Raw genomic sequence first — 15,071 nt, forward strand, 5'->3', positions numbered from 1 at the left:
GATTCGCTCCGTCTCCTTGTCGTTCTTCGGCTTTCGCTGTGCGCGGTGTGCCGCAGTCCCGCGCCCGCGGGAGGGGTGAGCGGGGTTGTTCCGCCACCAGGGCGGCAGGTGCGGTGTGCGTGGCCGGGGAGACCCCGTCGTCGCGGCGACCGCGCACCCGGTGCCTGTCGTCTTGACCGACTCGCGCGTACTACCGTCCCCAATTCTCGCCCTGGCGGCTACACGTTCGTGCGTGGCCCCGACAACCGATGGGAGAAGTGTGTGCGGACGCCACCTGTGTCGATAGGGGTGCGCGGTATCCTTTACTCGGCGGGAAATCGGGATACGGTCGTTGAACAGGGGAAATCGGGGTGGACGAGGGCCGGGGTTTCGCGGCGGAGTTGCGCCGTTTGCGCCAGGACCGGGGTCTGTCGCTGGCCGATCTGTCCGCGATGGCGCACTATAGCAAGGGATACCTGAGCAACGTCGAGAACGGGCGCAAGCCGGCGACGGCGGACTTGGCGCAGCGCCTCGATGAGGCACTCGAGGCGGGCGGCGAACTGATCGCCCTGGCCGCCGCGTCCGAGCGACCCCGGTGTCCCTACCGCGGTCTGGCGGCGTTCCGCCCGGAGGACGCCGAGTGGTTCTTCGGACGGGAGCGGCTCACCGCCGAACTGTTGGACCGCGTCGCCGCGACGGTGCACCGCGATGTCCCGTTGATGGTGTTCGGCGCGTCGGGAGCAGGCAAGTCCTCGTTACTGTCGGCAGGACTGCGTCCCGCGTTGGTCCGGGGCGCGTTGTCACCAGCGGCGGCCAAGTGGCCCGTGCTGGCCCTCACTCCGACCGCGCGTCCGATCACCGCGTTGACCGAAGGGATCTCCACCGTCACCGGGGTGCCTCCCGAGGACCGGCGAACGGGGCGGTTCACCACGGCGCTGCGAACCGCCCTCGGAGACGGCGAGCGCAGGCTGGTGCTGATCGTCGACCAGTTCGAAGAACTTTTCACGCTGTGCGAGGACGATGCCGAACGACACGCCTTCATCACGGAGCTGTGCGCGCTGGCCCGGCCGGAGCACGACAGCGCTCCGGCTGTCACGCTGGTGCTGCTCGGCGTACGGGCCGACTACTACGGACATTGCCTCGCCTACCCGGAACTGTTGTACGCCGTGCGGCACAACCAGTTCGCCGTCGGCGCGATGAGCCGCGAAGAACTGGTCACGGCCATCACCGAGCCCGCCCGCGCCGCGAAACTCGCCCTCGAACCCGGGCTGGTCGAGGTCCTGCTCCGTGACCTCGGTATGGGCCCCACCGGCCGTGGTTACGAGCCGGGTGCGCTGCCGCTGTTGTCGCACGCATTGCTGACCACGTGGCAGCAGCGTCACGACAGCGCACTGACGCTCTCGGGGTACCAAGCCACCGGCGGCATCCACGGGGCTGTGGCGACCACGGCCGAACAGGTGTATCTCGCACTGGACGAGGTGGCCAGGGACGCCGTCCGCCGCCTGTTGCTGCGGTTGGTCCGGGTCGGCGCAGACGGTGAGGACACCCGGCGACGGGTCGACCGGGCCCGGCTTCTGGCCGGCGAGGACGACCGGAAGCCGGGCGCGGTCGCGCTGCGAGCACTGGTCGAAGCCCGGCTGCTCACCCTCGACCGGGACACCGTGGAGATCACCCACGAGGCGTTGTTGAGCGCCTGGCCACGGCTGCGGGACTGGGTCGAAACCGACCGTAGCGGGCTACGGGCCCGCCAGCGGATGACAGACGCGGCCGAGACATGGGATCGGCAGGGCCGGGGCAACGACCTGGTCTATCGGGGTGCCACGTTGGCGAACACGCGGGAATGGGCCACCCAGCATCCCGGTGAGCTCGCCGGGATCGAGCACGAGTTCCTCGCCGCCAGCACCCGCGAGGCCCACCGCGGTACCCGTCGGTTGCGGCGGCTCGTCGCGGCGTTCGCGGTGCTCGCGCTGCTGGCCGGTGTCGCCGCGGGTGCGGCGTTCTGGGCCCAGGCACGTGAACGAGAGCAGCGTGACCTCGCGCTCGCACAGAAGGTTGTTGCCGAGGCGCCGGCGTTGCACGAGGCGAACCCCGGCCTGGCGGCCCAACTGGTGCTGGCCGCCTACCAACTGGTACCCAACAACGAAACCCGCAGCGGACTGCTCAGCACCGTGGCCCGGCCCCGGTTCACTCGGTTGGAGCACCCGGACACGATCACCTCGGCCGGGTTCAGCCCGGACGGACACTGGTTGGTCACCACCAACGACGATCGCCAGGTCCGCTTGTGGAACACCGCCACGCTCGCCGATCCGGAGCTGTTGGCCGGGCACACCGGGGTCGTGACCTCCGCCGCCTTCCACCGCGACGGAAGATGGCTTGCCACCGGCAGCGAGGACGGCACGATCCGGCTGTGGGACCTGGCCGCGAGGAGGAACCCACCTACGGTCCTGCGCGCGGGCGGACCGGTGCGGTCGGTGACATTCAGCCGGGACGGAGCCGTTCTGGTAGCCGGCGGCGACGATCGCGTCGCGAGGATGTGGAACGTCGCCGATCCCGCACGCCCGAGTCCGACAGGGACGTTGGAGGGGCACACCGGCCCGGTGACCGCGGTGGTCTTCGCCGACGCACACACCGTCGCCACCGCCGACGGCACCGTTCGGCTGTGGGACCTCACCGACACCGGCCACGCCCGGCCATTGGCCGGTCTGGGTGAGGGACAAGGCATCAGCACGATCGCGTTCAGCCCCGACGGCCATACCCTGCTCTCCGGTGGTACGGAGAACACCGCTCGCCTGTGGGACCTCACTACGCCACACCACCCGGGCCCGTTGTCGGTTCTCACTGTGCACACCGACCGGCTCTACGCGGTGGCATTCGGCCCCGACGGTCACACCGTCGCCACCGCCAGCGCTGATCGGACCACCGCCCTGTGGGACGTCACCAACCTCCGCGAACCCGGCCTGCTGGCCCGGCAAACCGGACACACCGACAGCGTCGAGGCGGTCGCGTTCGCCCCGGACGGCCACACCCTGGTCACCGGCAGCTATGACAACTCCGCCCGGATCTGGCCGCTACCAGGACCGATCCTGACCGGCCACACCGAGCTGGTGCTGTCGGTGACCCTCAGCCCCGACGGCCGCGTCCTGGCCTCGGCCGGCGGGGACGGCACCGTGCGGATCTGGAACACCGCCGACCTCAGCCACCCCGCAGTACTCGCCACCCTGCCCCACGCGACGAAGCTCCGCTCCCTCGCACTGCGCCCGGATGGCCGCGTTCTGGCCGTGGCCGACAGCGATGGCCGGATCCACCTGTGGAACCTGACCGACCCGGCACGGCCCGTTCCCCTCGGGAAACTCTCCGGCCATACCGGTTGGGTGCGCTCGGTCGCGTTCAGCCCCGACGGCCGCACCCTGCTCTCCGGCGGCGAGGACCACACCGCACGACTTTGGGACGTCACCGACCCCGGGGCGCCGGCCGGACTGTCTACTATGGATGGTCACGCCGACCGGGTGATGGCCGTGGCGTTCAGCCCGGACGGGCGCACCCTGGCCACCGCCAGCTACGACCGCACGACCCGGCTTTGGGACACCGCCGACCTTCGTCACCCCATCCCGGCCGCCGTGCTCACCGGCCATGCTCACGCGGTCCGCGCGGTGACCTTCAGCCCGGACGGCCGTACGCTGGCCACGAGCAGCTGGGACCGCACGACCCGGCTCTGGGACACCACCAGCAACCGCCAGCCTCGCGAACTGGCCACCCTCACCGGACACACCGGTCAGGTCAACATCGCCGCCTTCAGCCCCGACGGTCGAACCCTGGCCACTGCCGGTGACGACGCCACCATCCGCCTCTGGGACGTCGGTCACCCCGACACACCGCAGACCCAGGCGATCCTCACCGGACACACCGATCTCATCTACGCCCTGGCGTTCCACCCCGACGGCCACACCCTGGCCTCCGCGGGCCGCGACCGCGCCATCCACCTCTGGGAAACCAGCACCGACCACGCCACCCGCCACATCTGCGACTCGACCGCACCCACGATCACCACAGCCGAATGGGCGGCACGGTTCGGCCAATCCCCCTACCGCCCTCCGTGCCGATAGCGCGGCGAATGTCGGGGGCGGTCAGATGCGGATGACGTCGCTGTAGACCAGCCTGCCACCTGCGCCGTACAGCTCTCGTTCGGTGATCACGAGCCGGAACGGCGTGAGCAGCCGTGGTTTCGGCAGCCGCAGGACGCCGGTCCAGGCGGTGGTGCCGTCGGGGCGGCCGGTGGCGGTCAGTTCCTGGCCGTCGGCCGGGCCGACGGTCGTCCAGTCGAGATCGCCGGGGAGGAGTGACGACGTCGTCTGCAGGATGACCGACACCGTGTTCGGCCGGTTCTTCGCGCTGTCGGTGCCCGAGGGAGACCAGCCCGCGACGGTGACGGTGACCTTGGTCAGGTCGAGCACGTCGAGCAGAACCGTGGCGGCGCGGTCGGGGGCGAGCTGCGCCCATTCGAGCGGGGCGACGGCCGAAAGTTCCACGCCTGCCAGGGAGTTGGGCTGGTAGCGGGCCAGCGCGAGGTGGGCGAACGGCTGGTACACGCGACCGGGCGGCAGCACGATGTCACACGTCCAGCGTCTGCGCTCGGCGTCCCACACGACGTCGTGGATCGCGGCGGCGACCACGCCCGCGGTGCCGCGCGCGGCCAGCTCGGGCACGGTCAGGCCCTGCCTGTTGTCCTTGGCGAGCGGGAACTGCCCGATCGCCGGGAACGTCGCCGGGAGTGCTTCGGTCTTGACGACCGGGTCGGTGCCGAGTTGCGTGACCAGGTCGAGGAGCTGGGAGTCCCCGGCCGCGACCGGCGCGGAGGCCAGGATGACGGCGAGCTGCTCCCCGGTGCCCGAGGAGTACCACGGTCGTTCGAGGAACACCCGCAGCCCGCTGCCACCGCGGGTGCGGGTCCGCCGCAGGCCGAGGTCGGAGGTCTCGTCGGTCCAGCCGAAGGTCGGCACCACCCAGGCGACCCGCGGCGGTGCCGGGCGGGCGGTGCTCGGCAGGTCGAGGGTGACCGCGTTGCCCGTCCTCGTGACCGGCGGGGCGACGATCGCCGCTTCGACCGGTTGCCCGTCCGGGATCGCGCCCGCGGCGGTGCGGGTGATCGTGCCGGCCTGGGTGTCGACGACGAAGTCGGTGTCCGGCCGGTACGCGATCTTCCCGTCCAGCGACCGCACGGCGGCGGTGCCGGGGACGATGCCGGCGCTGGACAGCGGCAACGGCGTCACCCCGGTGAAGGTGACCTTGCCGCGCTGCACGAAGTGCTCCAGATACCGCGTGGTCGCCTCGGCCGTGTAGCTCACCTGATGGCGCCGTGTGTCACCGAGCAGGTGACTCGCCACGAAGCTGACCTGACTCCCGGTCACCGGGTCGGGGGCGTAGCCGACCGGGATGGCCGGGGACTGCCCGGTACTGGTGGTGGAGTTCTCCCGCAGCGGTGGCCGGGTGATCGTGGTGACGGTCGTGGGCGCGGGCGCCGCCGGATCGTCGACCGGATCGGTGCGCGTCGCGGCGAGCGCGAGCAGCCCGGTACTGGGCCGGTGGACCTCGGCGTTGCCCACCAGACTGTGCGTCGTCGAGCCGAGGGCCCGCGGATGGGCGGAGTCATTGCCGATGGTCAGCAGCGACGGCGCCGTCGTCGGCGTGCGGACGGCGTTCACCAGCGTCAGGGTCCGTGGCGGCGTCATCTGCCACGCCTGCCCGTCCTGGGCGTCGGCGGAGGCCGCCGCGAGGTCGGTGGACGAGGCGCCGGCCTCGGTCAGCCAGCTGACGTGTCCGAGCAGTCCGACGTCGTCGGCGTCGACGAAGCTCGACAGCCGGACGGTCCTGGTTTCCCCGCGTGGCACGAAAAGCGTGAGCACACCGAGGAACAGGTTCCAGCCCGCGGCCCCGTCGGCGAGCTGGACGCGGGTGGGCTGGACGTCGGGCCAGGATCCCAGCAACGGTGGGTCGAAGCGGGACTTCGCCGGGCCGCCGGGCAGTCCGGTGATCACCGCGCCCCGGCAGATCGGATCCGGCAGCCAGCTGACGCGCAGGCCGCCGCCGACGTACCGCTGGTTCGGCTGACGCGGGTCGGGTGTGCCCACAGTGGACAGATCGGCACGGTCGCGTTCGGCCAACATCGGATACTTCGCGGGATCGGGTTTCCCGGAGGGGGTGTCCACCATGCCGTGTTCTTCGACCAGCGCGACGCTGACCTTCGGCGGGGCGAGATGCCGGGCGGGCTGGGTGCCCAGGATCGGCGCGAGCAGGTTCGAGACGACGTCGCCGGGGCCCGGGTCCGGACGTACCACGAGGGTGTCGATCGACTCGCCCTCGGTCATCGGCGCGGTCGGCACGATGACCGGGGCCAGCACCGGGTCGAACCGGAGGTGTTTCGCGGGTGGTGAGCCGGCGGCGGGGACGGCGCCGCCGAAGTCGGTCGACGCCGGGTCGAACGGGTCGGCGTGGCCCGCGACGTCGACGGCGCGCAGCCGGAACCGGTACCCGCGGCCGAAACGCAGCACCGGCAGCGTCCCCGGCCGCGGGACGAAGGTGACGTCGAACCCGGGCAGGGCGGGGGTGGTGGCAGGCCGCGGTCTGCTGCCTTCGGGCTCGGTGATCACCGGCTTCCCGACCGGCGGGGCCACCAGGCTCCAGCCGTGCCAGCGCGCCATCGACTCGTGCAGGTACATCATGGCGCCCGTGCCCGCGTCGGGTCTCGCGGTGGCGGCCGAGGAGACGGCGCCCTCGTCGTCGGCGGTGAACGACCGCCCGCCGGGGAGGCGGTAGGTGCCGCGCCGCGCGCAGAGCGTGTGCCACCGTTGCGTCCGGTCGTCCCAGACGTCGACGAGGTAGCCCTTGACCGCGTGGCCGGGGTCGTCGAGTTTCGTGGCTTCCGTTGCCGAGAACACCTTTCCCGCCGTCTTGAGCCGCTCTCGCATCTTGCTCGCGCGGTCGGTCTGGGTGAGGCTCAGCCCGGCGTTGCGCAGCGAGGGCAGGGAAAGCCGTTCGGGCAGCGGTGCTCCCGCCCCCGGTGCGGCGGATTCGCCGGGTGGCGGCGCGCCGACGAGTTGCCGGGCGAGGCCGAGCAGGCGGGACGCGGCGTGGTCGACATCGATCTCGGCGATCCCGAGCCCTTCGACCGCGGCGTCGAGATGTCCGTTCGCCAGCAGGGAAAACCGGCTGGGTGCCAGGTGCACGGGGACGGCGACCGGTGCCACGCGGAGGTTCTTGCCGGGTTCTTCGCCGGGATTGGGCGCGATCCGCGCCGTCCAGGCGGGCGTGGCGCTGACGGTCACCGTCCCCGCGGCGGACAGGTCGATGCCGGTGCCCGCGAGGTCGATCTCGACGATCCGGATCGCGCCGAGCCGTCGCAGCATGACCGGGTAGTCGGCCATCGCCGCGAGCGCGGTGTGCAGGTCGAACTTCGGCTGTTCCATGGCTTATCCCGTGTAGGTGAACAGGTCGGCGGCGGATTCGGTGCTGTCCCCGGCCGGTGCCGTGTGGACGACGACGTGCACGGAGCCGCCCGCGGTGCCCGCGGGCGAGGTGACGGTCAGCGAGGTCGGGGTGACCCCGGTGAGCGACGTCCCGGGGACGCCGCCGAAGGTGACCGAGGTGGCGCCGGTCATGTTCGTGCCGGTCACGGTCACCGTCGTGCCCCCGGCGGCCGGTCCCTTCGCCGGGGTGAGCGCGGTGACGGTCGGCCGGGCCAGGTAGGTGTACCGGTCCGCGTCCGACCGGACGCTCGTGCCGCCGTCGGTCACCACGGTGACGTCGACGACGCCCGCGGTGCCCGCCGGGCTCGTGCAGGTGAGCGACGTGTCGGTACCGCCGGGGGCGGGCGAGACCCGCGCGGGTCCGAAGTGGACCTCGGTGGCCGCGGCCAGGTGCGTCCCGGTGACGGTGACCGCCTGCCCACCCGCGACCGGGCCGCTGGCCGGGGTGAGGCCGGTGACCGCCGGGAGCGGGACGTAGGTGTACCTGCTCGCGGCGGTCTTCGCGCTCGAACCGCCCTTCGTGGTCACGACGACGTCGACGGTCGGATCCGTACCGGCCGGGGGAGTGACGCAGGTCAGCGAGGTCGGGTCGCTCCCGACGGAGACGGCGGTGGCGTCCGCGTCGCCGAACTTCACGCTCGTGTTGGGCTTGCCGTCGGGGCCGTTGCCCGCGACGAAGTTCGTGCCGGTGACGGTGACCGTCGTCCCGCCCGCCGACGGCCCGCGGTTCTTGTCCACTGTGGACACCGTGGGTGGGTCGAGGTAGGTGAACCTCGCGGCGGGCGAGACCGCGCTGATCCCGCCGGGAGTCCGCACCAGGACGTCGACCTGGGCGCCGAAGGTGCCGGGCGGCGTGGTGCAGGTGATCGACGTCGGGCTCACGACGCGCACCGAGCCCGCCGCCTTGCCGCCGAAGAAGACCTCGGAACCGTTCTGGACGAACGACGTCCCGGTGAGCGCCACCGCCGTGCCGCCCGAGGGCGAGCCGGTCGGCGGGGCGACGGCGGTGATCGTGGCGGGCGGGAGCGCCGATCCCGGGCGGGCGCCGTGGAAGAGGTCGAGCTGCGCGAACACCCTGTCGAGGGCGGTGCCGACGACGCCGCCGGTCAGCTGGGTGTCCAGTACCTCCTGGACCAGCGGCGGCGCCAGCGCGTTCCTGATCGGGGTGAACTCGGCGAGGTTGCCGAGCTGGGCCGCGGGCGGGAACTCCGTGCGATGCTCGCGCAGCACGGTGACGTGCAGCTTCTTGACCGCGTCCCGGACCGCGCCGACCGGGAAGGTCGCGACACCGGGGAGGGCACGGGGGTTGGTGCCCGCGTCCTCGGCTACGGGCGGGACGTAGGGCGTCGTGGCCATCGTCGCCGGGAAGATCGCGTTCCACGTCTGGACGTCGTAGGGCCCGCCGATCTCCTGCGCGGGCCTGGTCACCGTGGTGGTGCCCTGGGTGACCGTGACCGTCCAGGTCGGCAGTATCGCCGCCCAGTTCAGCGCGTCCGGCCATTTCCCGAGCTGGTCGGAGGTGACCGGGGCGCCGCCGGGGACGTCCGGTTCGGCGCTGAGGCGTGGGCTGACGACGACGGCGAGCCGCAGCTTCGTGCTCTCGGCCGACTCCGGCACGGCCGTGCAGAGGAAGGTTTCGTAGTACTTCGGCATGGTTCGGGCTCCCTCAGGCGAACGCGGCGCAGTAGGCGGACCAGTCGGCGGCGGAGATCTGGTCGCCGAAGCTGGGGTCGACCCCGGACCCGATCTCCTTGCGGAGGGTCACCGAGACCGTGGTGCTGAACAGGAACACCTCGACGCGGACCCGCAGCGTCGCCTCGCCCTGGACCCTGCCCTCGGCACCGCCCTGCTTCTCGAAGGTGAGCCCGAGGTAGAACTCCAGCGACGCGTGGATCAGGCCGAGCACGGAAAGCTCGCCGATCGCCCGGACGTAGCCGGTGATCACGATCGTGCTGGGGCCGGGCGGGCCCTGGTCGCTCGGGCGCGGGCCGTAGGCGAGGTAGATCCCGGCCATGATCGACACCGATCCGCTGGCGACGCCGAGGTCGAGGGCGACGGCGGCGCCGAACTCGAGCGAGCCCTCGATCATGGGCGGACCGCCCGCGGTGCTCAGCCCGATGGTCAGGAACCCGCCACCGCCCAGCGCCATCACCGTGCACCGGAACGGGTGCTCGCGGGTGCCGAAGGAGAAGTTCAGCGTCGCCGGGGCACCGGTGAACGGCAGGTCGAGCAGGACACCGACGGACAGGTTCTGTACCAGCACCACGCCGATCGGCACCGAGGGCACCGCGAGGGTCATCCCGGCCTTGACCCCGGTGGGCAGCCGGTCGATCTTCACCCCGCCGGGCAGCGCGGGCAGGAACTCCTGGAGCTTGGTGAGGAAACGCAGGTCGCCGCGGAAGTTCGGGAGCCCGAGCTTGAGATCGATGGCCGGTTTGGCTCCGTTGTGGCTTTCGAAGGTCAACCGCTCGATCGGCTGAGCGATCATGTCGAGGAACACCAGCGAGGCGTTGCGCAGTTCCCCGCGCACCACCGACGAGGTCACGCCGTCACGCGTGGTGGTGAAGCGGACTTCGAGGCGCAGCCGGCGGTCCGGGTCGGTCGTCGCCGGGACGAAGGTGAACAGGTTCCCCGCGCCGTCGGGGAACTGCTTGAGCTTCGGGTTCCAGGTGACGACCGTTTCGACCCGGTCGCCGGTCCGGTTGGTCTTGATCTTCGGGATGTTCTCGTCGGTGGGCGGGATGATGTCGGTGAGCTTGTCGGGCTCGATCACCTTGCTGAGCGGGATCGCGCCGAACAGCTTGATCGCCTCGTCCTGGAAGTACGCCCGCGGGTCGAAGTGGTTGGTGGCGATGTTCTCGAGGTCGGTGATCGTCCCGTGGACCCGGGACAGCGCATCCACCGCGAACCTCGGCGCGGCCATCCCGCCGCCGGTCGCCTGGGACAGCGCGAACCTCAGCGTTTCGTCACCGGGCCCGGCCGCCGGCGTTCCGCTCGTCGCCGCGGCGGGCACGGGCCTGAGTTTCGCCCACACCTCACCACTGTTGGCCGTGCCGCCGAGGCCGTTCCCGAGGTAAATCTTGTCCTCATAGGACAGTCGGGTGCCCTGCTGCGGACCGCCGAGAGCGTCGAGTTCCTCGACCCGTACGTCGGCGAACTTCAGTACCGGGAACGCGGCCTGTTCCTTGTCGGTGCCGGCGGCGTCGCGATTCCTCGTGGCGAGGTCCGCGGCGAGCACGATCGAGGTGGTGGGCAGCGAGTGGTCCGCCGGTGGCGCGGGCGGGACGTAGGCGACCTTCTGCCCGCCGAGTGCGAGGGTGCGGCGGGCCACGGGCGTCTGGGTGTCGTCGCTGTACTTGGCGACGAACGGCTTGATGGCGTTCATGGTGAGCGCGTCGGAGTCGAACAGGAACACCAACGGGACGTCGCTGGTGACCGTCCTGCCGTCCTTGGTGGTCAACGTGACCTGGTACCGGAGGTCGGTGGCCTTCCCGTCCTGGCCGGCGATCTGGACGAAGTCGCCGCTGGTGATGAGTTTGGCCAGTGGCGGCGAAACGAGCGTCGAGGTCGTGGCACGGGTGAAGGGCTGGTTGCGTCCGAAGAACGGCTGCGGGTTGATCGCGGGATCGGTGCTCTGCGCGTAGTCGACGTGGGGCCGCCGCACGACGACGAACTGCCGTTTGCGCAGGAACGCGACGCCGTCCTGGATGACCCGCTCGGTGATGTCGACGGCCTCGGCGGGGAAGCCGAACGGGAACAGGTATCCGGCGCGCTCGACGCGGACGTAGGTGTCCCGGCCCAGCCAGGACCGGTGGCGCCACCCGATCAGCCCGTTCGAGGTCCATCGCCCGTCGACGTCGAGCGACGCGCCCATCGGGGAGACGAGCAGCAGGGCCGACTGCGCCGGCGCTTCGGCCGTCTTGACGACGATGTCGTGCCGGTCCTGCGGGAGCAGCGAAACCTTGGCCTGGTCCTTCGCCCAGTCGGGCAGGTCGACCGGCGGGAGAAGCATGTCGGGCGTCCAGATCGCGCGGACCGGGACGGGCGTGGGGTCCTGCTGCGGGCCGCCGCCGGGCAGGCGGGGAACAGCCCTCGCGTGCCAGAGCTCGGTGCGGCCGTTGCGGGTCACCGGGTTCTTCGCCGCGGCGAACAGCGCGGCGGACGGCGGGGAGAGGAAGAGCCGGAACGGCGCCTCGATCGCCGTCTCGCCGGGCCGGGGCGCGGCGGGCGGGGCGGTGCCGTCGGCGGACGGGCTCACCGCGAGCGGATAGCGCGCGAGGTCGAGCAGTGTCGGCAGGTCGTAGGGGAACGGCGCGGTCCCGGCGGGCACCCGTAGCACTATCCGGCTCGGCCCGGACACCAGCGCCGGGATCGGCTGCGACGGTGTGGGCGCGCCGGTTCCGTTGTCGAAGGTGGTCTGTTCGAACACACTCTGCGGGGTGAGGCCGAGGATGATCAGGCCGTCGGACGCCGCGTCGCGCAACGCCAGCCGCGGCGGCTGTCCGAGGCTGGTCTTGACGTCGAGGTTCGTGAACGACAGCGTCGCGAACAGGCCGTCGTCGGGGCGGACCGCGAGCAGCGGTGCCGGGGGAGCGGCGGGGTCGCCGGCGCCGAGCAGGACGCCGAGGAAGTCGCCGACGACACCGGCGGGGTTCATCTCCGAGACCGCGCCGAGCAGCGCGGCGCCGCTGCCGAACGCCAACAGACCGAGGATCGGTCTTCGGCCGAACTCACGGCGTTCCGGCGGCTCGTCCGGCGATCGTGGAGCGTTCGCGGACGGGGATTGCTCACTGTCGCTCATCTGCCGCTCCTGTCGCCCGGATTTTCCGGTGGCCGCACCGGTTTCCCGCATGCCGAGGTGGCGGCCCGACCGAGGAGGCTACCCGCGGCCCGCGGTGCGGTGTAGCCGCCAGACGCCGCACTCGTCCCGGGGCCCCGCGCTATCGGGTGACCCGGCGGTCGGTGCCGCATGCGGCCGGACTGTCCTTTGTGGAGTTTCCGCAGGCCGGTGCTCCCGGCGGTGCAACGGGAACCGCGCGCGAGGATCGTGGACGTCGCCGCCAGCCGATCGCGTGGTGCGCCGAGGTGGCGTGCCGAGGCCGCCGGTGTGCGGCACCGCGGCCGGCCCGGGTGCGCCGAGAACTGCCCGAAAGGACACCCTTCCGGGCAGCTGTCGGCTCTGGCTCTCCGAAGCCGGCGAAGACCTCGACGGCTTCAACTACGACGGCAGCTCGCTTCCCTGGTGAACACGCGAAGCGACGGACGGCCCTGCCCCGGCCGCGGGGTCCCGCCGGAACTCGCGAATCGTCGTCCACAGCACGGATACGACCGCGACGGCCATGAGCGCCGCGAGGAGCCGGAATTCCAGCGTGGGCGCGTACAGGTTCGACATCAGGTCCGTCATGGCCCCTGGCGGGGGACGGCCACCCGGCAGGGGAAAGACGCTGCCGTCCGGCGGCGGCCCGCCGATGATCACGCCCGGTCCGCCGCCGGGAGACCGCGGCCCCATCGCCGGGACCAGCACCTCGAGATAGGCCAGAAACGAAGCCACCTGCACGAGCACGGGCACGTACCAGAGGCGGCGCGGCAGGTGGAACGCGGCGATCACGGTGAGTACCTCGGCCAGATAGAAATAGCGCTCGTGCATCGACGGCAGGAGAAACGGCACCAGAAGGGCCGAAGCCGCTCCCATGAGCACGATCTTCGTCGTCGTCAGCCGGACTCGGCTGAGCAGAACGCCGAGGCACAACCCGAGCACCACCAGCCCGGTGACGGCCACACCGATGGGCCGGATCACCGCCGCGTCGGCACTCGCCGGGAAGAACTGGTAGATCGACGGCGCGCGCAGGGACAGCTCGGGATACGAGCTCGTCTGCTGTACGTAGACCGACAGCAACTGTCCCAGGGGCGCTCCGGCCAGCAGCGCCGGCACGTCGAGCAGCAGGACGACGCCGGGCACGACCGGGAGCACCCGCCACGGTAGCCACCTTTTCAGGAGTAGCACCAGGAGCAGCGGGAACAGGAAGACCGCCTGCAACTTGAAGGCCAGTGACAGCCCGAAGAAAACGGCGCTGAGCCACGGCCGCCTGCGGAGGGCGAAATACACGCCGCCGAGCCCGAACGCGGCGTAGAGGGAATCGGCCTGCCCCCACATCCCGCTGTTGGTGGCCACGGTGGGGAGGAACAGGACGATCAGCGCCGCCAGCGGTGGCAACCGGCCGCCGGGATGGCGCAGTGCGACGATGCGGTAGGTGAAATACGCCAGCACCAGGTCGAACAGCACCGAGATGATCTTGACGCCGGCGAGCGCGGGTATCGGCAGGTAGGTCAGGATCGTGATCAGGTACAAGTAGGGGACGTTGTAGTCCGAAAAGCGGTACTTGAGCGCACTGAACCCGCCATGCGCGGAAATGAACTCGTACCAGTTCTTGAAGAACACCTTGTAGTCGAAGGACTCGTGGTCGAAGAGGGCGACCCTGGCCGCGACCGCGAGCACGACCGCGGCGGCCACCAGTCCCGTGCGGCGGAGCGTTCGCTTCCGATTCTCGTCGAGGGCGACGACTTCCGATTCTGCTGACACCCCAGCGACCGTAGAGCGCCTTTGTGTGTGTTACCTGGAAGCCAGGTAAGTGAACGGTGAGAGACGGCGGACGTACACTGTCACCGCACCACCATGCGATCCACAAAGTCTCTGAAGGCCACCTTGAGGGACTTGGAGTCCCTCAAGGTGGCCTTCAGAGCATGAGGTGTGTTTAGTCGCCGAGGGGAAGGGAACTCCGGTCCGCGGCCGCGGCTCGCCGCGCGGCAAGGTCCCGTTCCACGGCCGGGTAGATCCGTTCCAGGCGGTAGGCCCAGAACAGGATGATCAACAACACGAACAGGGCCATCGGCACGTAGACGAACAGCGCGTTGATCGGACAACGGTGACCTTCCAGTTCCTGGTGGCGGGTGCCGTGCTTGGACTGGTCTGTGGTCTGGGCTACGGGATCCTGAACTCGCCCGGGGTCCTAGCGACCCGCAGCGTCGGGATTATTTCCTGGACGACGCCCACCAGCGTGGCGTGCTACGCCAGGCAGACGCCACCTACCAGTTCCGCCACGCCCGACTTCAGGACCACCTGGCCCGACCATCGAGACCCGTCGATACCAGCAAGCTGCCCACCCTAACGCGGCGAGCGACAGCTGGTGCGGCGTGTCAGGCCGGAAACACCAACTGCACAGTCCCGCACTAGGCCGTATGGATTCTGTACGAACCGCCTCGAGGCGGTTCGTACGCCACACCCTTGCGCCTCAATATCAGCCCGAGCTACTGTTTATCGCATGAATACGCATCCTGTGCATGGATGCGACGAAGAGGTGTTCGATCCCCCCCTCGGACACCAGCACTATTCACTCGCAATGAGGTCGTCGCACTGACGGCCTCTTTTTCGTGGTCGAACCACATGCCTAGTGTCCTGCGTCTGAAGTTCGTTGATTAATTGTAGGGTTGACGGATGGCGGGTAGGGGTCGGCCGGTGGCCGCTGTGGTGTTGACCGATGAGGAACGCGAGACGCTCCGGCGGTGGGCGCGGCG

At 70.6% G+C, this 15,071-nt stretch carries 6 protein-coding genes; 1 reads left to right on the forward strand and 5 read right to left on the reverse strand.

The features are described 5' to 3' along the window. The first annotated feature begins 350 nt into the window (after positions 1–350). Positions 351–4,082 (forward strand): nSTAND1 domain-containing NTPase, encoded by a 3,732-nt coding sequence (locus tag ABD987_RS39905; protein WP_345407139.1) that lies wholly within the window; start codon positions 351–353, stop codon positions 4,080–4,082. Between the two features lie 21 nt (positions 4,083–4,103). On the opposite strand, the gene ABD987_RS39910 is transcribed toward ABD987_RS39905, so the two are convergent. The 5 genes from ABD987_RS39910 to ABD987_RS39930 form a co-directional block, all read right to left on the reverse strand. Beyond that, the gene (locus tag ABD987_RS39910) at positions 4,104–7,439 is read right to left on the reverse strand and encodes a hypothetical protein (RefSeq protein WP_345407141.1); all 3,336 of its coding nucleotides are present in this window, start codon (positions 7,437–7,439) and stop codon (positions 4,104–4,106) included. A 3-nt stretch (positions 7,440–7,442) separates the two neighbouring features. Then, complete coding sequence (locus tag ABD987_RS39915) at positions 7,443–9,152, reverse strand: IPT/TIG domain-containing protein (RefSeq protein WP_345407144.1); 1,710 nt, start codon at positions 9,150–9,152, stop codon at positions 7,443–7,445. A 13-nt stretch (positions 9,153–9,165) separates the two neighbouring features. Then, on the reverse strand, positions 9,166–12,300 hold the full coding sequence (locus tag ABD987_RS39920) for a hypothetical protein (RefSeq protein WP_345407147.1): 3,135 nt from the start codon (positions 12,298–12,300) through the stop codon (positions 9,166–9,168). Between the two features lie 417 nt (positions 12,301–12,717). Then, positions 12,718–14,079 carry a hypothetical protein gene (locus ABD987_RS39925; protein ID WP_345407150.1) on the reverse strand — a complete coding sequence of 454 codons (1,362 nt, stop codon included), beginning with the start codon at positions 14,077–14,079 and terminating at the stop codon, positions 12,718–12,720. 172 nt (positions 14,080–14,251) lie between these two features. Next, positions 14,252–14,386, reverse strand: coding sequence for a hypothetical protein (locus ABD987_RS39930; protein WP_345407153.1), 135 nt, complete (start codon positions 14,384–14,386; stop codon positions 14,252–14,254). Positions 14,387–15,071: the final 685 nt, after the last annotated feature.

The organism is Amycolatopsis samaneae, from assembly GCF_039541975.1.
GTDB lineage: Bacteria > Actinomycetota > Actinomycetes > Mycobacteriales > Pseudonocardiaceae > Amycolatopsis > Amycolatopsis samaneae.